The organism is Synechococcus sp. PCC 6716 (genome assembly GCF_022570815.1).
Classification (GTDB): domain Bacteria; phylum Cyanobacteriota; class Cyanobacteriia; order Thermosynechococcales; family Thermosynechococcaceae; genus Thermosynechococcus; species Thermosynechococcus lividus.
Window position 1 is genome coordinate 48,200 of the sequence record NZ_JAKLTU010000007.1, and the last position, 26,060, is coordinate 74,259.

Consider the following 26,060-nt stretch of genomic DNA (forward strand, 5'->3'; position numbering starts at 1 on the left):
GACCACTGCTTGTCGCCACGCTTTTCACTGACTACACCGCTTTACTATGTCAATGCCTTACCCCACATTGGCAGCGCCTACACAACCATTGCTGCCGATGTCGTTGCTCGCTTTTATCGTCTCCAAGGGTATCATGTGCGCTTTATCACCGGTACGGATGAGCACGGCCAGAAAATTGAGCGCACCGCCCAGCAGCGCGGCCTCACGCCCCAAGATCACTGCGATGAAATTGCCGCTGGCTTTGAAGCCCTGTGGCAGCAGTTACACATTACCTACGACCGCTTTAGTCGCACCACCAGTCCGCGCCACCATGCCATTGTTCGGGAGTTCTTCCAGCGGGTGTGGGACAACGGCGACATTTATCTAGGGCAACAACAGGGGTGGTACTGCGTTGAGTGCGAAGAATTCAAAGAAGAGCGGGAATTACTCGAGGGACAGCGCTGTCCCATTCATGTCAATCGGCCAGTGGAGTGGCGCGATGAACGGAACTACTTTTTCCGTTTGTCGACGTACCAAGATGCACTGCTGGCCTACTACGCCACCCATCCTGACTTTGTGCAGCCCCGCAGCCGCCGCAATGAAGTCCTGAGTTTCATAGAGCAGGGGTTGCAAGATTTTTCGATTTCGCGGGTGAACCTTGACTGGGGCTTTCCGGTACCCACCGATCCAGAGCATACCCTTTACGTTTGGTTTGATGCCCTCCTAGGGTATGTCACCGCACTGTTAGAGCCGGAACAGGAACCCACCCTAGCAAATGCACTAAGCACATGGTGGCCGATTAACTTGCACATTATTGGCAAGGATATTTTGCGCTTCCATGCCATTTCCTGGCCGGCTATGCTCATGTCGGCAGGGTTACCGTTGCCCGAGCAAATTTTTGTCCATGGGTTCCTCACGAAAAACGGTCAGAAAATGGGGAAAAGTTTGGGGAATACCCTCGATCCCGTTGCCCTAGTGCAGCAGTATAGTGCGGATGCCGTTCGCTATTACTTCATGAAAGAAGTAGAATTTGGCCGCGATGGCGACTTTAGCGAAACTCGCTTTGTGAATATCCTCAATGCCGACTTGGCCAACGATATTGGTAACTTGCTCAACCGCACCCTCAAAATGGCATGGAAATATACTGGCGGCGRGGTGCCCGCCATTGACATCCATGCCATTGCGCCAGAGCATCCTCTCCGGCAATTGGCAGAGCACGTGAGCCAGTCCTACGGGACGGCTTATCGGCGCTTAGCCTTCCACGAGGTCTGCCAACTCGCCTTGGGGTTGGCGCGATCGGGAAATAAATTCTTAGATGAAGAAGCACCGTGGAAGCGGGCAAAAGCTGGGGAGATGAATGCCGTGGCAGAAATTCTCTATTGTGTTCTAGAGGCCGTACGTTTACTAGCCTACGTACTTGCGCCCATTATCCCCCACTTGAGTGAAGCTATCTATCAACAGTTGGGTTATAGTGTTAATTTTAATGGATCGGTGATCGACTCAGCATTGTTGGCCGATAGTCAGGCGCACTGGGGGGTTCTGCCTGCCGGTCAGCCCTTGTCTCAGCCAGCGCCAGTATTTCAAAAGCTCTCAGTCCTAGCCCCAGTCCCCAGTGACCCGAACTAGGCTAGAGTAATACCTCCATTTACATAAAACATTTTTTTGAGATGGTTTTTGCATGGTTACATCTTCTACATCTGTGATTTACAGTCCTGAACACGTGCTGCAAAATCGGGGTCGGATTGCCATTTTTATTGATGGTTCAAATCTATTTTATGCAGCATTGCAATTGGGTATTGAAATTGACTACTCAAAGCTGCTTTGCCATCTGACCCAAGGCTCTCGTTTGTTTCGTTCTTTTTTCTATACTGGAGTTGATCCCTCCAACGAGAAACAGCAAGGGTTCCTCTTATGGATGCGGCGCAATGGCTACCGGGTTGTCTCTAAGGAACTTGTGCAGTTACCCGATGGCTCTAAAAAAGCCAACCTAGATGTTGAAATTGCCGTTGATATGATGGCCTTAGTGGGGTGTTATGACACAGCCATTCTAGTCAGTGGCGATGGAGATTTGGCCTATGCGGTTGATGCAGTCAGTTATCGGGGAGCACGGGTCGAGGTAGTCAGTTTGCGCTCGATGACCAGCGATAGCCTTATTAACGTTGCCGATCGCTACATTGACCTTGAAAGTATTCGCGAAGACATCCAAAAAGCACCGCGGACAACCTATACCTACCGCCCTTTAACCGGTGGATTGACACCTCCGGAGCTATCGAGTACATCATGGGAAGACAATGTCTCTGAGTCTGCGAATGCTGGAACATCGCCGCTGGAACCGTTGGACAATTTGGACAATAATGCCCCTGCTTAGGCTTGTCCTCCTCGGCAGCTTGGCGGGGTGTGGCTGGGTCGATGCTTGGATTGGCGACGAACCCACCCCAGAGCCAGAAGTGACCGGAGCAGTTCGCTTGCAAAACCTGACCCTGCGGCAGACGGATGATCAAGGGCAGATTCTCTGGTTACTACAGGCAGACGGTGCTCGCTACAGTGATGGGGGTCTCCAGCAAATTGAGATCGACAATTTGCGCGGGGATCTGCGGGTGGCGGGCAAGCCCACTTACACCCTAGAGGCGAAAGCCGTCAAGGTTCGGCAGCGCAATGACCAACTCTGGATTGAGGGGCGAACCACGGTGACCGATGTTGCGGCTAGGGGAACGATTGTTGCGGATCAGTTTGTGTGGCGGGGCGATCGCGCCCTACTGCAAGCGCAGAAAAACCTACAAATTCGCTATCCGCAAGTGGCTATCACAGCGCAACGGTTAGAAGCAGACAGTCAACGCCAAGAACTGCGAGCACTGAAGGCGGTGCAGGTCACGTCCAGCCTGCCTGAAGCACAAGATCTGCGCCTCAGCACCGATGTCCTCGTGTGGCAACAGGAGCAGGAGCGCCTCTTGGCCGGTGTGGGGGGGGCTGGAGGGGTTACAGTCGTAGGCGTTGCTGGCGATCGCCTCCGTGCCCAAGAAGCCGAATGGTCAATTCCGCAGCAGCAGGTCACCCTACGGCGATCGGTACAGGTGGACTTGCAGGAACCTAGGCTCTTGGCTCGGGGAGAGCTGATCCAGTGGCGGATCGACCGTCAGCAAATCATCAGTGATGCCCCTCTCACCGTCGAATACCCCTCCCAAGGGATCACAGGCCAAGCCCGTCGCGGTGTTCTCTTTTTAGACGATAATCGTGCCATCTTTGAGAATGCACGCTTACAAAGTCAGCCCCAAGCGGCGCAACTACGGGCACAACGCCTGACGTGGCGGATTTCTCAACAACAGGTGGAGGCCAGCGGCCACGTCGAAATCCAGCGGCCTAATGCCACCCTGCGCACGGCGCAACTGGTGTGGCGCATGCCCCAGCAGGAAGTCGAAGCCCAAGGCGGCGTGTTTTATCACCAAGCCAACCCGCGCATTCAGGTGCGCGGTCAGCAGGCCCAAGGCTGGCTCGATCGCCAAGAAGTCATCGTTACGGGCCGCGTGCAAACCCAAGTCCCTATTCAGGTGCGATTGCCGTGACATACTCCGGACCCTCACGCTAACGCATAGAGTGCGGGCTTCTCAGTGACTCCTGCTAGTGCCTCGGACGTTATTCAAAAAACTAGAGAATCACATTGGGGGGATCGGGTACGTTGTTCAGCATTACAACGCATCCTTACTTGTTTAGCACTACACTTGTTTAGCACTACGTCTTCAGGACTATCTAAAAAAATGTCATCATGTCTAAATTCTAGAAACGATTTATTACTAACCGCAATGATTATTGGGCGCAATTGCTAGAATCGCAACACCATCGTTCCTTAGGTCAAGGAGTTATTCATAATGCTGCGCCCTTCCTTTGCCCTCCTCGGAGCCGCTACCCTCGGTTTGACAGTAGCGATCGCCCCCCCGGTTCTAGCAGAGCGGGAAGTTGAAGTTGCCCGCGATAGCCGGGGCCGCGTTTATACTGCAGACATGGATTCGCGCCGCTTTTACACTAACAGTAATGGCATCACCCAAGTGGACTTTAGCCTTTCCACCCGTGGTGATGACTATTGGCATAAGGCAACAGCCTCCTGTAATCCGTACGATGTCAAAAGTGAGTACTACGGTTGGGATTGGAGCGGTACCAAGAGCTATCCCCCCGGTACCGTTGGCGGTGATATTGCCCGCGCTGTTTGCCGTCGCTAACTAATTGCTAACTAGTAAGAATCGTAGGGTGTATAGAGCCCGCGCTGTCAGATTGGCAATTACAAAGTGTTGGTATTGGATAGTTCTGGCGCAGGCATCGGATTCATGGGGTCAATACTGGGAGAAGTGACAGCCTCTTGAGCCTGAATTGGACCATTATAGTCAATCCGGATCATCGGGTTTGCCGAATCTGGATTCACCGTCACGATACTTTCAATCGTAGGCGGTGCTGCTGGCGGTCCTCCTAAAAACCGAAAGGTAAAGGAGCCATCGCCATTCTCAACAAACGGTGACTGACTGGCCGGCCCAAACATCGACTCTTCAGCACGGTAGCGACTAAGCCCCCCGTTGGCTCGCTCCGCTGCCTGTCGCGCCCAGTTCCGTGCCCGCTGTAGAACCGGGTTGTCAACCCCAAAGGGATTAAAGGTCTCTGAAGGGGGGGCTGGGGAGAGTTGTGCTAAAACGGGGGGCGTGCCTATTAATGTGCTACACAGGATCAGACTAGGTATGACTGGACACAGTAACATGATCAACCTCTCACCATTCAAATATATTTTTGGACATTTTTATCGTATGTCTTGGACGGAGGAGGTAAGTGCGCAGTTCCATCCCATGCAGCCAATGCCAATAGCTGCTATAGCGTAAAAGCTACAAAACTTACAAGCTGTGGCCAGTAACATTGGGGGTGAAGTCAAGATGTCCGAAATTATTACACTTTGATACAATAGTTAAATGCTAGGCTAATTAAGATCGCACCGTGCAATATCTTCACGTTGCAGTAGGCTTTTTTATTTGTAACCGTAGGGGCATGATTTGAGTCAACCTATGAGTGATGAAACCATAACCAATTCTGTCACTGATGCTTCGGAGCCACTGGCCACCGATACAGCGATCGCTAACGAAGCAGAGACTGAAACGGCAGACACAGCAGAAACCGTTGAAACGCCTGACGCTGTAGCGGCAGACGCGACTGCTGCCGAGTTAGCTGATGATCGGGCAGACTTGCTCGAAAAAATTGCCGCCCTAGAAGCCGCGCAAGCAAGTCTCTCCCAGCTTGTTGAAGAGCGGAACACTCAGTACATGCGCCTAGCCGCTGACTTTGAAAACTTTCGCAAGCGGACACAGCGGGAAAAGGAAGAGCTAGAGGTGCAAATTAAATGCAAAACCATCTCGGAGCTACTGCCTGTCGTCGATAGTTTTGAGTTAGCGCGTACCCATATTCAGACGGCCACGGAAGCAGAGGAAAAAATCCACCGCAGCTATCAAGGGGTGTATAAGCAGTTAGTGGACTGCCTGAAGCGTATTGGGGTTTCTGCCATGCGACCGGAAGGAAAACCCTTTGACCCCAACCACCACGAAGCGGTGATGCGAGAACCCACCAGCGAGCACCCTGAAGGAACAGTCCTAGAAGAATTGAAGCGGGGGTATATGCTCGGAGACCGCGTGCTGCGACACGCCATGGTTAAAGTGGCAGCAACGCCAGAAGAGGACGGTGGCAGCGAGATGAATCCGACCAATGATGTCACGGATGTGTAAGCAAAATGCCACGCCGCTACTACATCACGACGTTTGGCTGTCAAATGAACAAGGCCGACTCCGAGCGGATGGCCGGCGTTTTAGAGGCTATGGGCTTAGAGCCAGTTGCTGAGCCAGATCAGGCAGATGTGTTACTCTACAACACCTGCACGATTCGCGATAACGCAGAGCAAAAACTCTACTCCTACCTTGGCCGCCAAGCAAAGCGTAAGCACCAAAACCCCAATCTAACGCTGGTGGTGGCAGGCTGCGTTGCACAGCAGGAAGGAGAGCAGCTCCTGCGGCGCGTGCCGGAAGTCGATTTGGTGATGGGGCCACAGTACGCCAATCGCCTTGGTGAACTTCTAGAGCAGGTGTGGAGCGGCAGCCAAGTCGTGGCTACGGAACCTCTGCACATTGTCGAAGACATTACCAAGCCCCGTCGCGACAGTACGGTAACGGCGTGGGTGAATGTCATCTACGGCTGTAACGAGCGCTGCACCTACTGTGTGGTGCCGGGGGTTCGGGGTCAGGAACAGTCCCGTACACCCGCCGCCATCCGTGCAGAAATTGAGGAACTGGCTGCGCAAGGGTATCGCGAGGTAACGCTCTTGGGGCAAAATATCGATGCCTACGGTCGAGATTTGCCCGGAATTACGCCGGAGGGTCGCCGCCAGCATACGTTTACGGATTTGCTCTACTACATTCATGATGTGGCCGGCATTGAGCGCATCCGCTTTGCCACCAGTCACCCCCGCTATTTTACAGAGCGGTTGATCCGAGCCTGTGCCGAGTTGCCCAAGGTGTGCAAGCATTTTCACATTCCCTTTCAATCGGGCAATAATGACATCCTCAAGGCAATGGGGCGGGGCTATACGCGGGAGCGCTATCTGCACATTATTGACACCATTCGCCGCTATATGCCCGATGCAGCAATCAGTGCCGATGCCATTGTGGGCTTTCCGGCAGAAACAGAGGCGCAGTTTGCCGACACCCTTGATTTAGTCGCAACGGTGGGGTTTGATCAGTTAAACACCGCGGCCTACTCCCCTCGTCCGAATACGCCGGCGGCCACTTGGCCGGACCAAGTGTCGGAGGCGGTGAAAGAGGATCGCCTTCAGCGGCTCAATCATCTTGTGGCAACCGTGGCGGCTGACCGCTCCCAGCGCTATCTAGGACGCACAGAAGTGGTTTTAGTGGAGGGGGTGAACCCCAAAGACCCCACGCAGGTCTATGGCCGCACGGATGGCAATCGTCTCACCTATTTACAGGGAGAGATCGAAGCGTTGCGGGGGCAGTTGGTGCGTGTCCAGATTACGGAGGCTCGTGCTTTTAGTTTGAGTGGGGAACCTTTAGAGCCATTGCCACGCACGCCAGCACCTCTTGCCGCCACTGGGCATTAAGTTTGCGATCGCTGTGGAACTCTAGCAGCCGTACCTTGGCAGCCGACCCATCTTGGAGGTGCTTCTCAAGGTCTAGGGTGTCCTCAAGGGTGTGGTAGGGCACACCATAGGCCGCGGCAAGATGGCTTAAGGTAGCGGTTTGGGGAGTGGCAAAGAAGGTTTCAAAGGGTGGCTCAAACGCATGGATAGGTAGGTGCTCAAAAATGCCGCCCCCCTGATTGTTGATGACGACAACTGTGAGGGAGCCGTGGAACTGTGGTGTAATGAGCCAGCCATTGGTATCGTGAAGACAGGCCAGATCGCCGGTAATCAGAACCGTGGGCTGGCCGCGGTGGGCGGCTCCTAAGGCACTAGAAAGGGTGCCATCAATGCCATTGGCACCGCGATTAAAGTAAAAGCGATAGTGGCGATCGCTAGCGACCCAAACACTTTCAACATCCCGAACCGGCATACTACTGGCCACAAACACTGCTGTATTGCTGGGAAGAATCTGGCTGAGGCGGTGAATTAGTTTGACATCGCAGTGCCAGTCAATGGCATCTAGGGTTGCCGCCAATGCGTTGGCGATGCTCTTGTCAAGATAGAGCCACTGATCTAGGTAGGCGGAGGAAGGGGTGGGTGAGCGGCGCTCAGGCGACACCACTGGCGATAAGTGCACTGGATCCACCGCTAGGGTAACACTGCGACCGTGGAGGGGATTATTGTTATCGGCAACTGCATCCAAACACCAAATCAACGGATCTGCTTGCTTGAGCCACGCCCGTAGGGGCTTACTGGTGGGAAGAGGCCCCAATTGCAGAACAGCGGTTGGGCATAGTGCGTCTTGCACGTGGGGCGATCGCAACAATAGATCGTAGTGGGCAATCACATTTGGGCAGCCGTAGTGCCGTAAGGGGGAGAGGGCATCAGCGAGAATCGGCCACTGTAAATAATCACTCAGGCGTGCAACAGCGGTGGCATAAGTGTGGGGCTGCGGCGTATGACTAGGCCCAGCAATAATCAGTCCCTTGGGATGGCCGCACCAGTCTGACCACGGTAAGGCAGTTGGAATAGGCGCAAGTGGGCAAGGTGGTTTGAGGGCGCGAAAAAACCCCATTTCTTCTAGGGTTGGAGCGATAAAGCTGGCATCCACTACTGGCGCTAGGGGGTCAGCGAAGGGAATATTCAGGTGCACAGGCCCCGGATCCGGCCACAGGCAGCGCTGCCAACAGTGGCTGAGGGTTTGGCGCAGGTAAGGCATAAGAGTTAAGTCTGGCAGACTCAGTTCCCGAAACTCGCGCACATAGCAGCCGTACAGACGCACTTGATCGATGGTTTGTCCGGCTTGGCAGCCTCGCAACTCCGGTGGGCGATCGGCGCTCAGAACAACAAGGGGCAGATGACTCAGGCTAGCTTCAATGATGGCTGGGTAAACGTTCGCTGCTGCTGTGCCCGAGGTACACACTAAGGCCACAGGGGTTCCTTGCTGCTGAGCCAGCCCTAGGGCAAAAAAGGCAGCAGAGCGCTCATCCAAAATGGGAATGGCCTCTAACTGGGCATGAGCTGCCGCTGCAACGGCCAACGGCCCCGATCGCGATCCCGGGCAGACCACAACAGTACCCAATCCCAGTCGATAGAGGGTTTCAAAAAGAACACTGGCCCAAAAAACATTCAGATTTTGCGTCAGGAGCATGGGCTACTCCAAAGATAACGGTAGGGGAGATGCGTGCTCCCCGTACTGCTTGAGAAAGGAGCGCCGATGCCATGGCGTTACACCCTGCTGCAGGAGGGCGCGGCGATGCTGGGGGGTACTATAGCCTACATTCCGCTCCCAACCGTAGAGAGGATAGCGGTGGCTCAGCCGCGCCATGAAGCGATCGCGCCGGACTTTGGCAATGATAGAGGCGCAGGCAATACTATAACAGTAGCGATCGCCCCCCACAATCCCAATCGCCCGCTCAAAAGGCGCAGTTTTGCTAAGTTTGCCATCGATCAACCCGTAATCCCACGGGGCAACCCGCTCAAGGGCGCGCACCATTGCCCGGTACGTAGCCTGCAAAATATTCACCTCATCAATTTCCACAACACTGGCCATGCCGACCCCAATGGCAATCGCCTGCTGTTGAATGAGGGTAAAGAGGCGATCGCGCTGCTTTGGGCTTAACCGCTTAGAATCGCGTACCCCAGCAATAGTGGCACAGTTCGGCGGCAGAATCACTGCTGCTGCCACCACCGGCCCTGCCAAGCACCCCCGCCCCACTTCATCTACACCAGCAACACGGGAATAGCCCTGCTGCCAGTACTGCTGTTCATAGGCTACCGTTGGCATGGCTGCCTTAATGCCCGATCCCCATATAACGGAAGCCCAACCCCTCTAGGGCTTTGCGGTCTAGAAAGTTGCGGCCATCCACAATCACGGGTTGGTGCATCACCTTGGCAACAGCGCCATAATCCACCTCACGAAACTGCGGCCAGTCCGTCACCAGAACCAAGGCATCACAGCCATCCGCCAAGTGGTGCAGATCCGTTTCCACAATCACGTTAGACAGACCCGAGCGCAGCCCCGTCTGGGACACTAGAGGATCGTACGCCTTCACCTTGGCACCCAGGCGATGCAGTTCCTCAATTAAGTGAAGCGCAGGGGCATCCCGCAGATCGTCAGTATTGGGCTTAAACGTAAGCCCGAGCAAGCCAATGGTTTTGCCCTTCAGAATTTTTAGAACCTGTTGTAACTTTTCGATCACCAAAAAGCGCTGGCGTTGGTTCACCTGTACCGCTGCTTTCAGTAATTGGGCTTCATAGCCATAGTCATCAGCAGTATGGATTAAGGCAGAAACATCCTTCGGAAAACAGGAGCCGCCCCAGCCTAGCCCCGCCTGCAAAAACTTCTCACCAATGCGCGAATCTAGGCCAATCCCTTTGGCCACTTGCACCACATCCGCGCCGACGCGATCGCAAATATTGGCAACTTCGTTAATAAAGCTAATTTTGGTGGCCAAAAAGGCATTAGCCGCGTACTTAATCATTTCCGCCGAACTGAGATCCGTCACTAGGACAGGCACAGGGGGCGCATTGGGATCTGCAGCATACTTGCGCTCAATAATCGGTGCGTAAAGCTCCTGCATCAGAGCAATGGCCTTGCGGCTACTGCCCCCTAAGACAATGCGATCGGGGTTAAAGGTATCGTAAACCGCCGAGCCTTCCCGCAAAAATTCTGGGTTACTCACCACATCAAAATCTAACGGAGGGTGGGTGGCACCCGCTTTAATGGCATCCGCTAGCTCCGGTTCTCGCTCCACCACCCCATCGAGAATAATCATCCGCACCCAGTCGCCAGAACCAATGGGCACCGTGGACTTATTGACAATGACTTTGTAGCCCAGATGCAGGTGGGCACCAATCCCCCGCGCCACCGCCTCGACATAGCGGGTATCCGTTTCGCCATTGGGGAGAGAGGGCGTCCCCACCGCAATAAACAGCACCTCGCCAAATTCCACCCCTGCCCCCAGATCACTACTGAAGTGAATGCGGTTGCTGGCAATACACCCCCGTAACAGCTCCGTCAACCCTGGCTCATAAATGGGCGACTCCCCCTGCTGCAGCAGCTTGACCTTATCGATGTTGTTATCAATACACATCACATCATGGCCGATATGGGCCAAGCACACCCCAGTGACCAAGCCCACATAGCCCGTGCCAATGACACAAACCCGCATTGTCTCTGCCTCCCTAAACTTCGACCATCATAGGCGTATAGGGCACCCCTAACCGCTCGGCAAAGTCTGGAATCGTGCGGCGCAGTCCCTCCGATAGCGGCACACTCGGCTGCCAGTCCAACAGGGTTCGCGCCACCGTAATATCGGGGCGGCGGCGTTGCGGGTCATCACTGGGGAGGGGCTTAAACTGAATCTCAGCACTGGGGTTAATCAGGGCTTGAATTTTTTGGGCGAGCTCCAGAACCGTATATTCGTCAGGGTTCCCCAAGTTCACGGGGCCGGTATGCTCGCTGTTCATCAACCGAATGAGTCCTTCGACTAAATCGCTGACGTAACAAAAGCTACGGGTCTGGGAGCCATCGCCATAGACCGTGAGGGGAGTTCCCTGCAACGCTTGCACAATAAAATTACTGACAACGCGGCCATCATTAACCTGCATTTTGGGGCCATAGGTGTTAAAAATCCGTGCTACTCGTACCGCTACATTGTTTTGACGGTGGTAGTCAAAGGCGAGGGTTTCAGCAACCCGCTTGCCCTCGTCATAGCACGAGCGAATACCAATGGGGTTCACATGCCCCCAGTAGGACTCTGATTGAGGATGCACCAGCGGATCGCCATAGACTTCTGACGTGGAGGCCAACAGGAACCGCGCCTTGACTCGCTTGGCTAGCCCTAGCATGTGCAGTGTGCCCATGACGTTGGTTTTAATGGTTTTGACCGGATTGTACTGGTAATGCACCGGCGAGGCGGGGCAGGCGAGGTGGTAAATCTGATCGACCTCAAGACGGATAGGGTCGGTGACATCATGGCGAATCAGCTCAAAATTGGGGTGACCCAGCCACCGTAGGATATTGCGCTTAGTGCCGGTAAAATAATTATCTAAGCAAATCACCTCGTGGCCAGCGTCCATCAGCCGATCCACAAGATGGGAACCAATAAAACCCGCACCGCCGGTTACAAGAATACGCATTTTTAGTTCATTATCAAGATTATTAAGAGCATGATGAGGTTGGCTGCGGCTCTGCAACCTTTGTTCAGGGTAGCATGAGTTCACTGGGCAGTGGGCGTAAGACTAGCGTTAAACCTGTTAGGGGCAGAACGTCAAGGTGCCATCACCATTGATCACGGTTCCAATTTCGTAGCTGGTAATGCCAAAGCGCTCAAAACAGCTCTGTGCGTCTTTTACTGCGGCGGGGGGGACAATGACGGTGTAGCCAATGCCCATATTAAAGGTATTCAACAGTTCCTGCTGGCTGACCTCCCCCACCTTGCCAAGCCACTGAAACAGCGGTGGAATTGGCCATGAGTTTAGGTTTACCGCCACAGACTGGCCGTGCCCCAAACAGCGGGGCAAATTTTCGGGCAGGCCACCGCCGGTAATATGAGCCATACCGTGCAGGGGAATTTGTTCCTTCAAAGCAGCGCGAATGGGCTGTACGTACAGCCGTGTTGGTTCTAGGCACAGTTCTCCAAGGGGGCGATCGCCCACGGGGGTTTCCTGCCAACTCAACTGGCGATCCGCCACGATTTTGCGCACTAAACTAAAGCCATTGCTGTGAAGCCCTGAACTCGCTAGCCCCAGCACCACATCCCCCAGTTGTACTTGCGAGCCATCCAGTACCTGATCTGCTTCGACCACCCCAACACAAAAACCAGCGAGATCATAGACCCCTTCACCATAGAAGCCGGGCATCTCTGCGGTTTCCCCCCCCAGGAGGGCACAGCCTGCTGCTTCGCAGGCGCTCGCAATCCCGGCTACCACCGCTGTCAGGATGTTGGCACTGAGGTGACCACAGGCAATGTAGTCCAAGAAAAAGAGGGGTTCTGCTCCACAGGTGAGGACATCGTTCACACACATCGCCACTAAGTCTATCCCCACGGTATCGTGACGACCCAGCGTTTGTGCTAGCTTCAGCTTGGTGCCTACCCCATCGGTGCCTGAGACCAGTAGCGGTTGGCGATAGTTACTCGGCAGACGACACAGTCCGGCAAACCCCCCTAAGCGACCCACCACCTCTGGTCGCTGAGTACGTTGCACAAGGGGTCGAATCTGCTCCACAAATGCCCGCCCTGCTGCCACATCAACTCCTGCGGTGCGATAGTCCATCAAGGCTGCTCCTGTAGTTGGGGATAGGTCTGCTGAAGGTAGGTTAACAGTCCGGCACAGGCATCGTTTAGCAAATCTAAGACCTTCTCGAAGCCTTGGCGACCCCCGTAGTAAGGGTCGGGGACATCTTTGGTGGTGTGCTGCTGACAAAAGTCACAGATCAAACGCACTTTATCGCGGTATTTTCCCTCCGGATCAAGGCGGAGAATATCCTGATAGTTGTCCCGATCCATGGCTAAGATGAGGTCAAATTCTTCAAAATCGCCGTGGTGAAACTGGCGTGCTCGACTGTTCAGGTGTAAGCCGCGCTGACGGGCGGTCATCACCATTCGGGCATCGGGAGGATCGCCAATGTGGAAGTTACTGGTACCCGCAGAATCACACTGGATCTTATCGGCAAGCCCTGCTTTGGCCACGAGATCTTGCATAATGCCTTCAGCAGCAGGAGAGCGGCAGATATTCCCAAGGCAAACAAACAACAGTCGAATTGGCATAAATTTGGCTGGGTTTAGGGTTCAACAGGTGGAATCAGGGAGCGGATCAGCCCAGCGACCTGCTGGGTGCTATCGGGCACGGCCAAGCGCCGGGCATTGGCTGCCATCCGTTGCAGTTTTTGCGGCTGCCCTAGCCATTCTAAAATGATTTGTCCGAGGCGATCGCCCGTAAGTTGAGCTTGGGGAATCATGTCCGCAGCACCTGCGCTCACCAACACCTGAGCATTGACGGTTTGATGATCCTCTGCGGCGTAGGGATAGGGAATCAATAGAGCGGGGGTACCCGTGAGGGTCAGTTCTGTGAGGGCACTCGCACCAGCACGGCTAATGGCAAGATCAGCGCGGTGTAACAGTGGCCCCATAGGCTCAAAAAAAGGCAACACCACATAGTGAGGATGCTGCACGGCTGTTGCTTCTGGGTCGTTTTGACCTGTCAAGTGCACCACCCATGCTCCCGCCGCTAGCCACTGAGGCACGACCTCCCGAACCAGACGGTTAATAGCCACGGCACCTTGGCTGCCCCCCATCACCAGAATGAGGGGAGCCTTTGGTGGAATCGGCAGTTCCAATGGTCCAGGATGAAGAATATCGGGTCGGACTGGCGTACCCGTGACCCGCAGGTTAGCCTTGCGTTTTGCAAGGTAGGGCAGGCTGGCAGGGGTTCCTAAGGCCACTACGGTACACCACGGTGCTAAAGCGCGGGTCACTTTGCCAGGTAGAGCATTAGACTCGTGGAGAATAGCCACCAACCCTAAGCTCCGCGCCGCAAGAATCGCTGGGGCAGCAATATAGCCACCCGTCGTAAAGACCCCCTGAAACTGGCTGCGTTTGAGCAACTGCCGGGTTTGCCAAAATGCCCCAAGGAACTGCCACAGGGGTCGTAGTTTTGCCCATGGTGTTTTCCCCTGCATGCCACTAAAGTTAATCGTGTGCAGGGGATACTGCTGGGGCACGAGGTCTGTTTCTAGGCGGTGGCTCACCCCCAGCCAATGGATCTCATAGTCCGTGAGAGTGGCGGCCACAGCGAGGGCAGGAAAGAGATGTCCCCCGGTACCGCTGGCGGCAATCAGCAGCTTCGGCGGCGTGGCCATTAGGTGTTCCAGCCTAAGGTGGTCATGAGTTTATCCACAAAGTTTGTGTAAACCACGCCACTACGAAATTCCGGCGTTTCCATTACCTGCTGGTGGAAGGGAATCGTTGTGGGAACGCCGGTGATGGCACATTCGCGCAGGGCGCGTTTCATGCGGGCAATGGCCGCGGGGCGATCGCTAGCCCACACCACTAACTTACCAATGAGGGAGTCATAGTAGGGTGGAATTTCGTAGTCGGTGTAAACATGGGAGTCCATGCGCACCCCAGGCCCACCCGGTGGCAGATAGCCACTAATGCGACCGGGGTGAGGGCGAAAGTTGCGCTCAGGATCTTCGGCATTAATCCGGCATTCAATGGCGTGTCCTCTTAAGTTGACCTCAGATTGTGTGAGCCGTAAGGCTTCCCCTTGGGCAATGCGAATTTGCTCGGCAATGAGATCCAGCCCCGTGATCATTTCAGTAACGGTATGCTCTACCTGAATGCGGGTGTTCATCTCCATAAAGTAAAAATTGTTGTGGCTGTCTAGCAGAAACTCAATGGTTCCGGCTCCTACATAGTCAATGGCCTTGGCAGCCGCCACCGCAGCAGCACCCATCTGGGCGCGTAGCTCTGGTGTTAGGGCTGGACTGGGTGCCTCTTCAAGGAGTTTTTGGTGGCGCCGCTGCACCGAGCAATCCCGCTCTCCCAAATGAATGACATTGCCGTAACTATCGGCGAGAATCTGCACTTCAATGTGGCGAGGATTCTCAATAAAGCGCTCTAGATACACCCCCGCATTGCCAAACGCTGCTTCCGCTTCGCCTTGGGCAGCACTGAGGGAGCGACCCAATTCTTCGGGCGATCGCACCAAGCGCATGCCGCGCCCACCCCCCCCTGCGGTGGCTTTAATCATGAGGGGATAGCCAATTTTATTGGCGATCGCCCGAGCCGTCTCTTCATCGTGAACCAACCCCTCACTCCCCGGAATCGTAGGAACCCCAACCTGCTGCATAGTGGCTTTAGCGGTAGATTTATCTCCCATTGCCAGCATTGCCGCCGGACTGGGCCCAATAAACGCAATTTTGTGGTCAGTACAAATTTCAGCAAAGCGGGCATTTTCTGCTAAAAATCCGTAGCCTGGGTGGATGGCCGACACATGACGGGTCAACGCCGCCGCAATAATGTTGGGGATATTCAGGTAACTGCGACCACTGGGAGCTTCACCAATACAAACGGCTTCATCCGCCAGTTGCACGTGTAGGGCATGGCGATCCACCGTTGAGTACACCGCCACCGTGGCAATCCCCATCTCCTCACAAGTACGCAGGATGCGTAGGGCAATTTCGCCGCGATTCGCGATGAGAATTTTTGTAAATGCCATGACCGAGAACGATAGGGGGGAAGCGATCCTTAATGCTACCATGGAGCGTGAACCCACGCCCCTTCATCCTCAGCACTGCTCAGGTCACTAGGATACCGCTCCCTAGCGGGAAAACTCCAGCAACGACGAGCTTGTGCCCAGCGCCTGAGATTTGGCATAGCAGAGTGTCAATGTTGGCGCAGTATGCCTATGATCAGGCAAGAACTGTTATTCCTCAGTACCATGATTGCAAACGTCGCCGCCATGCTTTTACTGCTCTCGATGGGGTTGCCTGCCTTGGCCGCTAATCCCGCTGATTTAGAGCAACTGCGCCGTACGGGGCATTGCCCCAACTGCGATCTCAGCTATGCCCAGCTACGGGGGCGTAACCTCCAAGGGGCAGATTTACGGGGAGCTAACCTCAGTGCGGCGAACTTACGCGGTGCTAATCTCAGCCGTGCCAACTTAACAGGGGCAACCCTGAATAATGCAGATTTAACGGGGGCGAACTTGACAAATGCAAACCTCTCTGAGGCCAACCTCGTCATTACACGCCTTGACCGTGCCGTACTGACAGGTGCCCAAATGGTGAATGCAGCCTTGGGAGGGCGCGATCGCCTCGCGCGGGTGCGCACCTTCCGCGATGCCACCCTCCCCAACGGCGAAAAAGCATTTTTCCCCCTTGACGTTCCCCGCCGTCGTTAGTCTCAGCGTATGGGAATTGCCGTTACGAGTTTTGTTATTTTATTCCTGCTGACAGAAGCGATTCTGATGGCACGGCAGTGGGTATTGCCGCTCCCTGTCCTATTGGTGGCGGCAGCGGCATTAGCGGTTGCCTCTAACTGGTCGTTGTTCCGGCGTGATTGAGCAACATGCCTAACGCTAGCAACATCTCCCCCAAGGTTCATCATGCCAGTGTGCAGGGTCAACTCAGTCTGGGGCAGCTTACCCTTAACTGCCTGAATGAATTGCTGGCATGGCATCAGAGCCATCATTCCCACGTCAGTGAGCACTGGTTACCACTCTACGATCTGCGCGATCGCCTCAATCAACCGGCATGGCACATTGTGGTTTTAGGGCAAGTCAGCCGGGGTAAATCTGCTCTCCTCAATGCGCTCTATGGCGAGACCATTTTTCCCGTGGGAGCAGTTCATGGCACAACCCAATGGCCACGCACAGTTCGTTGGCAATTTGGTGACCATGCGGTGGATTTAACCGATACTCCGGGGTTAGATGAAGTGGCTGGCTCGCAGCGAGAAGCAATGACGTGGGGGGCGATCGCCACCGCCGATTTAGTCCTATTGGTTAGCCATGACACCCTGACCCCTATTGAAGTGCAAGCTCGCCAGCAGCTTGAGGCACGCAGAGTGCCCTATCAGTGGGTGATCACCAAAGCGGATCTGTATGCCGCCGTTCCGGAAAACCTCACCGACGCCATTGTTGTCAGTAGCACGACCGGCCAAGGCATTAGTGAACTCCGTGCCCACGTGCAGCAATGGCTCAGCCACAACGCCCTGCTTGAGCGATCGACTCACCTTTTGCATCAAGCTAGTACGATTGAACGTGCCGTTGGCAATGCCCTCAGTAGCTACCGTCAAGCACAGCAAGGGAACGTACCTTGGCCATGGCTTGGCGGCCAACTGCTCGGTAGCGCCCTGCTGCCCGGCGGGGGTGGGGATGCCGTTTTAGCGATGGTGGCCTGCCTTGGGTATGTGCGCCACTGGTGTCAAGCCTATGCCTTACCGTTTCCGCTGCCGGCCTTTAGTGAAATCAGTCAGTTCCTGCTGCTGTGGTGTGCCGCCATCTATGTTACCCCGTGGCTGGGGGGCAGTATCAGCAGTGAACTCTGGAGCCTGAATACCACTGTGGTGCTCCAAGCAGGGGTGATTCTTTGGGGGTATCAGCAACTGCGCCGCAAACTGGAATCCTACCTGCAACAGGGCTATCAATGGGGACGTTTTGGACCCCAGCGGCTTTTGGCGCACATTGCTCAGCAACAGCAGCCGTGAACTCCCAAGCATTGGTTACCTAGGGTCACGGTGCTGCGTTTTTTGCAAACGCCACCATCAGGTAAGATGAGCTTACACGCCTTTGAGCCCACTATTTTTCACGCCTTGCCTGCATGAGCGACTTTTTACCCTACGCGTACCTTAACGGTCAGTTTGTCCCCTTTAGCGAAGCCAAAATTTCCGTTGCCACCCATGCCCTACACTACGGCACCGCCGCTCTCGGTGGTCTGCGCGGGTTACCCAATCCTGCAAATGCTAACGAAATTCTGCTGTTCCGTCTTGAAGATCACTGTCAGCGCTTGAGTCGCAGTGCCCACTACCTAGGCTATGAGCTGCCGATGGCACAGATCAAAACCACCATTATTGAGTGGGTACAAAAAAACCGCCCCACGGTGCCGTTCTATATCCGCCCCTTAGTTTATACCTCCGGGCTGGGGATTGCGCCCCGCCTGCACGATGTTGAAAAAGACTTTCTCATCTACGGGATGCCCCTAGGAGATTACCTCTCCGCTGAAGGCGTGACCTGTCGGATTAGTTCTTGGCAGCGGCAGTGCGATCGCTCCTTTCCGTTGCGCGGTAAGCTTACCACCTCCTACATTGTTTCAGCGCTCGCAAAAACCGAAGCTGTGGCCTCAGGGTTTGACGAAGCCATTCTCCTCAACACTCAAGGCAAAGTGTGCGAAGCTTCGGGAATGAATCTGTTCCTAGTACGGGATGGCCAACTCATTACCCCAAGCGTGGATCAAGATATTTTAGAGGGCATTACCCGCCGCAGCGTGATTGAACTCGCTCAAGCAGCAGGGGTGACCGTCCTTGAGCGGGCAGTGGATCGCACGGAATTATTAATTGCCGATGAAGTCTTTTTAACGGGTACGGCAGCAAGGATTGTGCCTGTCCGCCGCATTGAAACCTACACCCTCCCAGCGCAGCGCCCCCTCACACGGCAACTGCAGCAGCAGTTACAAACCATTGTCACAGGCCGCGATCCCAACTATCGCCACTGGCTAGATATAGTGCCGATCGCTTAGGGCAGCTCTAATAGCCGGTCAGATATTTACACAAGCTCAGTTCTGTGCCTTTGGCATTCCAATACACTTCGTCAAAAATGGCATAGATCAAAAATAACCCACGGCCACACTCACAGTCGTCAGGGGGCAGCAGTTCATCTTCAGGGGAGAAAACGCAGCGAGGTGGCAAAAACCCGTCGCCTTGATCAGTAATGACCCACCAGCATTGTTCGGGGGAATAGGTGTAGCGCACGAAAACAACTTTTTCAGGGTTGAGGGCGTTGCCATGGCGAGCCGCATTGACCAATGCCTCCTGCAGCCCAAGGCGCAACTCATCACGCAAAGGGTGAGGAACATTGGCGAGTAATACTTCAAGGATAGGTTGCAAAAATAATGTTGAAGAAAAGGTCAGGGTTTGCCATTGGGGTGCAACGTACGTTAGCGTCATAGACGGCATCACCCAAGAATCAAGAGTGCACAGCGGGGGTACGGGTGCCCGCAGCAAACATCATTGCCGGATAACCGAACCCTTCTGACTTCAGCTTAGCAACTTGGGCAGCAGAAATACAACCGCCTCCTGCGTGAGGGCTATGGGCAGCTTGTTTGGCTCACAGAGGCGAATTAGTTGCGCAAATATCTTCTGGGTGGATGGCTTGCATAGTCCTAAAATGAGCTACCCCTTGCCTCTGTTATCAGCGCGATAAAAGATATTGATAGAAGTTTATCGTTACCCTTGCTAAAGAGTGTCCTTTTCATAGATAAGATTAAATCTAATTAGTCTTGTCCATAGGCGTAAGCGGGATTTATGTTGCAATCATTTGCGGACACAGTTTGGCTCATTCCTTTTTACTCGCTACTGGGGATGGGTCTGTCGCTGATTTGGTCGCCGGGGATCACCCGCAAGACCGGCCCGCGTCCAGCGGGGTATGTCAATATCGTGCTCACATTTTTCTCCTTTTGCCATGCGCTGCTGGCCACGTTGGCGATCGCCAATCAACCACCACAGTACCTTCACTGGACTTGGTTAGAGGTGGCGGGGCTGCATTTTGATGTGCCCGTGGAAATTTCAGTCCTGACGACCACTGCTCTGATGCTGATTACGGGGCTGAATTTGATGGCCCAAGTCTTTGCCGTTGGGTATATGGAAATGGACTGGGGTTGGGCGCGGTTTTTTGCTCTGCTGGCGCTTTTTGAAGGGGGGATGGCTGCGCTTGTCCTGCTTGACTCCCTCTTTTTCAATTACATGGTGCTGGAAATTCTCACCCTTGCCACCTACCTGCTCATTGGGCTGTGGTTTAACCAACCGCTGGTGGTGACGGGTGCCCGCGATGCCTTCCTGACCAAACGAGTGGGGGACTTGATTCTCTTAATGGGAGTTCTGGCCATCTATCCCCTTGCGGGGTCGTGGAATTACGATGATCTGGCGGCTTGGGCGGCCACTGCTACGGTAAACCCGACATTGATTACGTTGATCTGCTTAGCCCTGATTGCTGGCCCGATGGGGAAATGTGCCCAGTTTCCGCTGCACCTGTGGCTCGATGAGGCCATGGAAGGGCCGGTGCCCGCCTCGGTGTTGCGGAATGCCATTGTCGTGGCAACGGGGGCATGGGTGCTGGTCAAGCTAACCCCAGTGTTGGCACTCTCTCCTGTAGCTCTGACCGCATTACTAGTGATTGGCAGTGTCACGGCCTTAGGCGGCACCTTAATTGCCGCAGCTCAGGTAGATATCAAGCGGGCGCTGTCCTATTTAGTCAGTGCTTATATGGGCTGGGTGTTTATTGCGGTGGGTCTGAAGGAGCCGGGATTGGCCTTTGTGTTCGTGCTCACCTATGCGGTGGCGATGTCGCTGCTGATGATGAGTATTGGCAGCATTATCTGGAACAGCATTACCCAAGATCTGCGGTTGCTGGGGGGATTGTGGTCACGGCGACCCATTTCCGGGATTGCGTTTTTAGTTGGATCTGCAGGCTTACTGGCAGTGCCCCCCCTTGGGAGCTTTTTTCCCCAAGCAGAGCTATTGGATACCGCCTTTGCCCAGTTGCCGTGGGTGGGGGTTGTCTTGCTACTGGTGAATACCTTTGCCGCCTTTAGTTTGGGACGCACGTTCTGTCTCATTTGGGGAGGGGAGGTCAAGCCCATGACGGCGCGATCGCCGGAGGTGTTTTGGCCGATGATCCTGCCCATGACGGTGAATGTGGGGGTGGTTCTGCACTTGCCGATTATGATGCGGGTCTTTGATTGGGTGATCTGGACACAGCCTTCAGTGCAAACCGCTGCCGCCTTAACCCTGACTGCCGTTGCGGGTTGGGGCTTAGCAGCATGGATCTACTTGGGGCGAACCATTCCCAAGCCGGTGCAGTTGCCACTACCCTCGCTACAAGACCTGCTTGCCTATGACTTTTACACCCCCAAACTTTATAAGGCAACGGTTGTTGGGGCAGTGGATGTCATCTCGCGCCTCACTGATTGGTTTGACCGCACCTTAGTGGATGGGACGGGCAATGCCTTTGGTTTGGTGACGCTGTTGGGGGGCGATCGCCTCAAGTACAGCACCACTGGTCAATCCCAGGCCTATATTCTCACCATTATTGTGGGCATTGCCATTCTTGGTATTGCCATTTGCTGGCCACTGCTGCGCTAGCTCAAATCAACATCCAGCGAGGTTCTTGCTATGCTCTTAACACTGCTGATCCTGATTCCTGCACTGGCAGCACTGCTGATGTCGGTTTTGCCGGAACGCCTACTGCGGCCGGTGGCACTGGCTGGGGCGGCGGTTACCTTTGGCCTGTCCAGTTGGCTCCTGAGTCAATTGGATCTACAGGAAGCAGGCTTACAGTTTACAGAATTTACCCCGTGGTTGGCGCCCCTTGGGCTGAACTATTCCCTAGGGGTGGATGGTCTCTCTCTGCCGCTGATTGTGCTGGGTACCTTCTTGACCCTGCTGGTTATTTTTAACGGTGAGAAAAGTGCGCCGCGGTTGTTTTATGCCCTTGTGTTGGTCGCCAATGCCGGGATTATTGGTGCCCTAGCGGCCCAAAATCTTCTGCTCTTTGTTCTGTTTTACGAAGTTGAACTGGTTCCCTTTTATCTGCTGATTTTAATGTGGGGGGGACAGCGCCGGGAGCGAGCGGCGGTGAAATTTCTCATTTATACAGCCATTTCCGGTATTCTCATCCTAGCCGCCTTCTTGGCCATGGGTTGGCTGACCCACGCCCCCAGCTTTGACTATGGGGATCTGCAACTGGCGGCACTTGCACCTACCACGCAAGCCATTCTTTTGGCTCTACTGGTGATTGGCTTTGGCATTAAAATTCCCCTTGTGCCCCTCCATAGCTGGCTACCGGATGCCTACGTCGAAGCCTCAACCCCCACAGCAATTCTCTTAGGGGGCATTCTGGCAAAGCTGGGCACCTACGGTTTAGTACGTTTTGCTGTCGGGCTGTTTCCCGAAACATGGGGATCGTTTGCCAGTGTGCTGGCAATCGTGGCGGCAGCCAGCATTCTCTACGGTGCGTTGGCGGCCATTGCTCAAAAGGACATCAAACGGATGGTGGCCTACAGCTCTATTGGTCACATGGGTTACGTCTTACTGGCGCTGGCAGCACATACCCACCTGAGTATGGTGGGGGCGATCGCCCAAATGATTAGTCATGGTCTGATCTTGGCGCTGCTGTTTTATTTAGTGGGAATTATTGAAACCAAAGTCGGCACCCGCGAACTCGATGTGCTCAATGGCTTGCTCAATCCTCTGCGGGGGTTACCCACCACCAGTGCCTTGCTGATATTAGGGGGGATGGCCAGTGCCGGTATTCCGGGGTTAGTTGGGTTTGTGGCTGAATTTTTAGTCTTTCAAGGCAGTTATGCCATCTTTCCGATACCCACCCTCCTTGCTGTTTTCGGAACTGGTTTAACCGCAGTTTACTTTGTTATCTTACTAAACCGTACCTGCTTTGGCCGCTTGGATAACGCCACGGCCTACTATCCGCGGGTGTTGTGGCCTGAAAAACTGCCAGCGCTGGTCTTGACTCTATTAATTCTGGTGTTGGGGGTTCAACCCACGTGGCTAGTGCGCTGGAGTGAAACCATCAGTCAGAAGCTAGTGGCAGCGATCCCCACCACAACAGAAATAGTTGCCAGCATAGCGCCATCCTTGTCCTCTACCCACAATTAACTATACGGAGAAGCCCTATGGTTCAAGCTCTTGAGCGTCCTAGCAGTGCCAAGCTCCCCCCCGTTGATCACCCCTTGGCCGACATTATTCACCGCCTCGAAGCGGGAGGGGCAATGATCCCCGATACGCCGGAAAACCTCATGAAGATCATCGGCATGTACAAGGCCTATTCCATCCCGATGGACTTTTATTGGCGGGATCTACTGTACTTKGGTGAGCGCGTTTTTATTGATCCGTTCCCGTTTTTCAAGTATTTCCCCACCAAGGACTACTTTGATCTGCTGAATCACTATGCGGGGGATACAGCGGATCTGCGGATTTGGCGCGGGCCAGCCCATGCCCATCCCGAGTTAATGGAGTTTATTGAAAAAGGGGAAACTCGCAAACTACCGCGATTGCTGCACCACCTCTGGCACGACCGCATCAACATGGAGTTTTCCGAAGATTTAGCACGTGCGATGATGTGGCACGGCATGGGGGGGCAACTGGATGTTTACCTCGACTCGGACGAGTATAAGGCCGCAGCCCACAAGGCCATTCGTGCCTATTTCAAGCGCAACCCCCTGATGTTGGCACTGCATAAGCTGTTTCCGGATCTCTTTTTGGAGCAGGCACGCCAAGCCACCTACATGAATGTGCTGGGGCTATTCTGGGAGGTAATGGCACCCGTCTTCTTTGAAATTAGCGATCGCTACGACGAGGGCAGTATTCGCAGCGTTAAGGATGCCATGAATTTCTTGGTCAATGGCATTTTTGCGATTGCGGGTCGGCCCATTTACCACCACGTCTATATTGATGACGAGGTGCATGTGCTAGTTCCTAAAGAGAAAGGCTTTATGTGGCTGTACGAGGCTGCCTTTCCCTACGTTGAGGCCGTATTTTATCGGACGGCTCCCTTCCGGGGCACTAAGTCCTACAATGCCCAAGCGAATCAGGTGCCCAGTGAGCAGGTGGATTTCCACTATGGCATTTTATTTGCGGATAAGTTCCCGGTGGGTACCGCTGGCATTCCGCCGACATTGCTCCATCAGGATATGTACCACTTTTTGCCGCAGTACCTAAGGGATCATTTCCATCAGCACTGTCGCGGTGAAGATGATATTCTGGTGCAGTTGGGGATCGCCTTCCAACGCTCGATGTACACCGTCACGTCGGCGGTACTACAGGCGACCCGGGCAGCCTTTTACTATCCCCTAGATGATCCGAACCCGGAGCACTTAATGGCAAACCGTCGCTTTTTTATTGCCCAGATGGATCGCTTTATCCGTCCGCAGTACGGTATTGTCGATGCCTGCAAAATCCGCAATGTCCAAGACCCCAATTACCGTTAGCACTGCTGGGGCAATCGTGCTGCTCGATGGCGATCGCCCCCTCACTTTTTGCTAGGCTGGAAGCAAGAGTGAACTTTTGTAACGAGGTGCAACCGCTGTGGCCACTGTGGAAATCTATACTTGGTCTGCCTGTCCCTTCTGTCTTCGGGCTAAGCAACTGCTGAACCGCAAGGGGGTATCCTTTACAGAGTATGTGATTGATGGCGATGAAGCCGCACGGCAAGCGATGGCGCAGCGGGCCAATGGGCGGCGATCGCTGCCACAGATTTTCATTAACAACCAACATATTGGCGGCTGTGATGATCTCTATGCCCTTGAGGCGCAAGGGAAGTTAGACTCCCTCTTGCAGTCTGCGGCCTAGTGACTGTGTCGGTTGCCTTTATTATTGACCCTATCGCCAGTTTGGATCCTGGCCATGACACCAGTGTTGCCCTCATGGAAGCAGCGCAACAGATGGGGTTGGAGGTTTGGATTACAGAGATTTCGCAGCTTGTGATCCGCGACGGCCAAGCGTGGGCACGCCTCACGCCGGTGCAGTTGGTGCCCGCCCAACTTGTTGCGGGTCAGTGGCAAGTCCCACGGCTGTGGTTTCAGTTAGGCACACCGGAGTGGCGATCGCTGGAGGATTTTACCGCCGTTTGGATGCGCAAAGACCCACCCGTCAATAGTGCTTACCTCTATGCAACCTACTGCTTGGACTTAGTAAATCCACAGAAAACCCGCGTGCTAAATGCCCCAGCGGCACTGCGCCATGCCAATGAAAAAATGTATGGGTTGCGCTTTAGCAGTGTGATGCCCCACACCTTGGTGAGTAGCGATAAACAAGTGATTCGTGAGTTTGTCCAACGCCAAGGAACCGCTGTCCTGAAACCCTTAGGCGGTAAAGCCGGAGAAGGCATTTTATTCTTGCAGGCGGGCGATCGCAACCTCAACTCCATGATTGAAATCAGTACCCAGCAAGGACAACTGCCAGTGATGGTGCAGGAATACCTACCTGCAGCCAAAGAGGGGGATAAGCGCATCATTCTGCTGAATGGCGAGCCGATTGGGGCAGTGAACCGGATTCCCACTGGGGATGAATTTCGGGGCAATATGGCCACGGGTGGACGAGTTGCAGCGATTGATATAACTGAGCGCGATCGCCACATTTGTCAGGTTTTGGCACCAAGCCTCCGCCAAGATGGCCTTTATTTTGTCGGCATTGACATTATTGGCGGTTACCTAACGGAGGTGAATGTGACCAGTCCCACCGGTATTCGTGAAATTGATCGCCTCAGCGGCACACGCCTTGCTGAGCAGGTCATGGCTGGGGTGGTTGGATAGGTTTCGTGTTTCACCTCTCCCAAAAGAGAGGGAACACGACTCTTAGCTCCCTTGTATCTTAAAACTAGAGAGACAGACCGTCACCCCTTAGATGCTAGACATCGTGGAGAAGCTAGGGTCATCCCTCTGATGCAACAGGTCAAACTCGAATCATCGGTTGGGACAGTAGAACCCGCATGACGCAAGGCTGAGTAAACACCTGATTTACCCCCAGACAGGCGCAAAAGTGATATGCAGGATCAAGAACAATGGATTGGCATTGATGTGTGTAAGCGGTGGCTAGATGTACATCTACGCCCCCAGAAGCAGAGTTTTCGCGTGAGCAACACCGCGAGTGGGATTCGCGAACTTCTGACTCACCTGTGTCCGCCTGAGAGATCGGAA

General features: G+C 54.3%; 25 protein-coding genes. 15 read left to right on the top strand and 10 right to left on the bottom strand.

Annotated elements, in window-relative coordinates; genetic code table 11:
* Nucleotides 1-9: 9 nt before the first annotated feature.
* The 4 genes from metG to L5220_RS05715 all read left to right on the top strand — a co-directional run bounded on the left by metG (nucleotide 10) and on the right by L5220_RS05715 (nucleotide 4,190).
* Nucleotides 10-1,605, top strand: a complete 1,596-nt coding sequence (gene metG, locus L5220_RS05700) for a methionine--tRNA ligase (protein ID WP_499572246.1) — start codon at nucleotides 10-12, stop codon at nucleotides 1,603-1,605.
* Nucleotides 1,606-1,657: 52 nt separating this feature from the next.
* Nucleotides 1,658-2,347, top strand: a complete 690-nt coding sequence (locus tag L5220_RS05705; RefSeq protein ID WP_448513919.1) for a LabA-like NYN domain-containing protein — start codon at nucleotides 1,658-1,660, stop codon at nucleotides 2,345-2,347.
* Complete coding sequence (gene lptC, locus L5220_RS05710) at nucleotides 2,334-3,539, top strand: LPS export ABC transporter periplasmic protein LptC (protein ID WP_499572248.1); 1,206 nt, start codon at nucleotides 2,334-2,336, stop codon at nucleotides 3,537-3,539. The genes L5220_RS05705 and lptC overlap by 14 nt, the downstream gene beginning before the upstream one ends.
* Before the next feature lie 303 nt (nucleotides 3,540-3,842).
* A complete protein-coding gene (locus tag L5220_RS05715; RefSeq protein ID WP_499572250.1) occupies nucleotides 3,843-4,190 on the top strand; it encodes a hypothetical protein in 348 nt (115 codons plus the stop codon).
* Between the two features lie 59 nt (nucleotides 4,191-4,249).
* On the opposite strand, the gene L5220_RS05720 is transcribed toward L5220_RS05715, so the two are convergent.
* Nucleotides 4,250-4,717: a hypothetical protein gene (locus tag L5220_RS05720; RefSeq protein WP_499572252.1), complete on the bottom strand. Its 468-nt coding sequence runs from the start codon at nucleotides 4,715-4,717 to the stop codon at nucleotides 4,250-4,252.
* Nucleotides 4,718-5,015: 298 nt separating this feature from the next.
* On the opposite strand from L5220_RS05720, the gene grpE reads away from it, so the two are divergent.
* Both grpE and miaB read left to right on the top strand, forming a co-directional pair.
* Nucleotides 5,016-5,726, top strand: coding sequence for a nucleotide exchange factor GrpE (gene grpE / locus L5220_RS05725; RefSeq protein ID WP_448513923.1), 711 nt, complete (start codon nucleotides 5,016-5,018; stop codon nucleotides 5,724-5,726).
* A 5-nt stretch (nucleotides 5,727-5,731) separates the two neighbouring features.
* Complete coding sequence (gene miaB, locus L5220_RS05730) at nucleotides 5,732-7,108, top strand: tRNA (N6-isopentenyl adenosine(37)-C2)-methylthiotransferase MiaB (RefSeq protein ID WP_499572254.1); 1,377 nt, start codon at nucleotides 5,732-5,734, stop codon at nucleotides 7,106-7,108.
* On the opposite strand, the gene menD is transcribed toward miaB, so the two are convergent.
* From menD to accC, 8 genes are all read right to left on the bottom strand, one after another.
* A complete protein-coding gene (gene menD, locus L5220_RS05735; protein ID WP_499572256.1) occupies nucleotides 7,038-8,780 on the bottom strand; it encodes a 2-succinyl-5-enolpyruvyl-6-hydroxy-3-cyclohexene-1-carboxylic-acid synthase in 1,743 nt (580 codons plus the stop codon). The genes miaB and menD overlap by 71 nt on opposite strands.
* A 3-nt stretch (nucleotides 8,781-8,783) precedes the next feature.
* On the bottom strand, nucleotides 8,784-9,416 hold the full coding sequence (gene rnhB / locus L5220_RS05740; RefSeq protein ID WP_499572258.1) for a ribonuclease HII: 633 nt from the start codon (nucleotides 9,414-9,416) through the stop codon (nucleotides 8,784-8,786).
* 7 nt (nucleotides 9,417-9,423) lie between these two features.
* The gene (locus L5220_RS05745; RefSeq protein ID WP_499572260.1) at nucleotides 9,424-10,803 is read right to left on the bottom strand and encodes a UDP-glucose dehydrogenase family protein; all 1,380 of its coding nucleotides are present in this window, start codon (nucleotides 10,801-10,803) and stop codon (nucleotides 9,424-9,426) included.
* A gap of 13 nt (nucleotides 10,804-10,816) precedes the next feature.
* The gene (locus L5220_RS05750) at nucleotides 10,817-11,773 is read right to left on the bottom strand and encodes a UDP-glucuronic acid decarboxylase family protein (protein WP_499572262.1); all 957 of its coding nucleotides are present in this window, start codon (nucleotides 11,771-11,773) and stop codon (nucleotides 10,817-10,819) included.
* 117 nt (nucleotides 11,774-11,890) lie between these two features.
* The gene (gene purM / locus L5220_RS05755) at nucleotides 11,891-12,910 is read right to left on the bottom strand and encodes a phosphoribosylformylglycinamidine cyclo-ligase (protein ID WP_499572264.1); all 1,020 of its coding nucleotides are present in this window, start codon (nucleotides 12,908-12,910) and stop codon (nucleotides 11,891-11,893) included.
* A complete protein-coding gene (locus L5220_RS05760; RefSeq protein WP_499572293.1) occupies nucleotides 12,910-13,398 on the bottom strand; it encodes a low molecular weight protein-tyrosine-phosphatase in 489 nt (162 codons plus the stop codon). Before L5220_RS05760 ends, purM begins: the two co-directional genes overlap by 1 nt.
* Before the next feature lie 20 nt (nucleotides 13,399-13,418).
* The gene (murG, locus tag L5220_RS05765) at nucleotides 13,419-14,495 is read right to left on the bottom strand and encodes an undecaprenyldiphospho-muramoylpentapeptide beta-N-acetylglucosaminyltransferase (protein ID WP_499572266.1); all 1,077 of its coding nucleotides are present in this window, start codon (nucleotides 14,493-14,495) and stop codon (nucleotides 13,419-13,421) included.
* On the bottom strand, nucleotides 14,495-15,856 hold the full coding sequence (accC, locus tag L5220_RS05770; RefSeq protein ID WP_499572268.1) for an acetyl-CoA carboxylase biotin carboxylase subunit: 1,362 nt from the start codon (nucleotides 15,854-15,856) through the stop codon (nucleotides 14,495-14,497). Before accC ends, murG begins: the two co-directional genes overlap by 1 nt.
* Nucleotides 15,857-16,045: 189 nt before the next feature.
* Here accC and L5220_RS05775 point away from each other — a divergent pair, with 189 nt between their 5' ends.
* The 4 genes from L5220_RS05775 (at nucleotide 16,046) to L5220_RS05790 (ending at nucleotide 18,872) form a co-directional block, all read left to right on the top strand.
* Nucleotides 16,046-16,540, top strand: coding sequence for a pentapeptide repeat-containing protein (locus L5220_RS05775; protein ID WP_499572270.1), 495 nt, complete (start codon nucleotides 16,046-16,048; stop codon nucleotides 16,538-16,540).
* 9 nt (nucleotides 16,541-16,549) lie between these two features.
* Nucleotides 16,550-16,702 carry a hypothetical protein gene (locus tag L5220_RS05780; protein WP_448527651.1) on the top strand — a complete coding sequence of 51 codons (153 nt, stop codon included), beginning with the start codon at nucleotides 16,550-16,552 and terminating at the stop codon, nucleotides 16,700-16,702.
* A 5-nt stretch (nucleotides 16,703-16,707) separates the two neighbouring features.
* Nucleotides 16,708-17,844 (top strand): Era-like GTP-binding protein, encoded by a 1,137-nt coding sequence (locus L5220_RS05785; RefSeq protein WP_499572272.1) that lies wholly within the window; start codon nucleotides 16,708-16,710, stop codon nucleotides 17,842-17,844.
* A 113-nt stretch (nucleotides 17,845-17,957) separates the two neighbouring features.
* Complete coding sequence (locus tag L5220_RS05790; protein ID WP_448513936.1) at nucleotides 17,958-18,872, top strand: branched-chain amino acid transaminase; 915 nt, start codon at nucleotides 17,958-17,960, stop codon at nucleotides 18,870-18,872.
* A 7-nt stretch (nucleotides 18,873-18,879) separates the two neighbouring features.
* Here L5220_RS05790 and L5220_RS05795 read toward each other — a convergent pair whose 3' ends face one another.
* Nucleotides 18,880-19,299 carry an ATP-binding protein gene (locus L5220_RS05795; RefSeq protein ID WP_227517360.1) on the bottom strand — a complete coding sequence of 140 codons (420 nt, stop codon included), beginning with the start codon at nucleotides 19,297-19,299 and terminating at the stop codon, nucleotides 18,880-18,882.
* A 357-nt stretch (nucleotides 19,300-19,656) separates the two neighbouring features.
* Between L5220_RS05795 and L5220_RS05800 the strand changes: the two genes are divergently transcribed.
* From L5220_RS05800 to gshB, 5 genes are all read left to right on the top strand, one after another.
* Nucleotides 19,657-21,492 carry an NAD(P)H-quinone oxidoreductase subunit F gene (locus tag L5220_RS05800; RefSeq protein WP_499572275.1) on the top strand — a complete coding sequence of 612 codons (1,836 nt, stop codon included), beginning with the start codon at nucleotides 19,657-19,659 and terminating at the stop codon, nucleotides 21,490-21,492.
* Between the two features lie 30 nt (nucleotides 21,493-21,522).
* A complete protein-coding gene (locus tag L5220_RS05805; RefSeq protein ID WP_499572277.1) occupies nucleotides 21,523-23,022 on the top strand; it encodes an NADH-quinone oxidoreductase subunit M in 1,500 nt (499 codons plus the stop codon).
* A gap of 17 nt (nucleotides 23,023-23,039) precedes the next feature.
* Nucleotides 23,040-24,353, top strand: a complete 1,314-nt coding sequence (locus L5220_RS05810) for a CO2 hydration protein (protein WP_499572279.1) — start codon at nucleotides 23,040-23,042, stop codon at nucleotides 24,351-24,353.
* 97 nt (nucleotides 24,354-24,450) lie between these two features.
* Nucleotides 24,451-24,714 (top strand): glutaredoxin 3, encoded by a 264-nt coding sequence (gene grxC / locus L5220_RS05815; protein ID WP_099799295.1) that lies wholly within the window; start codon nucleotides 24,451-24,453, stop codon nucleotides 24,712-24,714.
* A gap of 5 nt (nucleotides 24,715-24,719) precedes the next feature.
* The gene (gshB, locus tag L5220_RS05820) at nucleotides 24,720-25,676 is read left to right on the top strand and encodes a glutathione synthase (protein ID WP_499572295.1); all 957 of its coding nucleotides are present in this window, start codon (nucleotides 24,720-24,722) and stop codon (nucleotides 25,674-25,676) included.
* Nucleotides 25,677-26,060 lie beyond the last annotated feature (384 nt).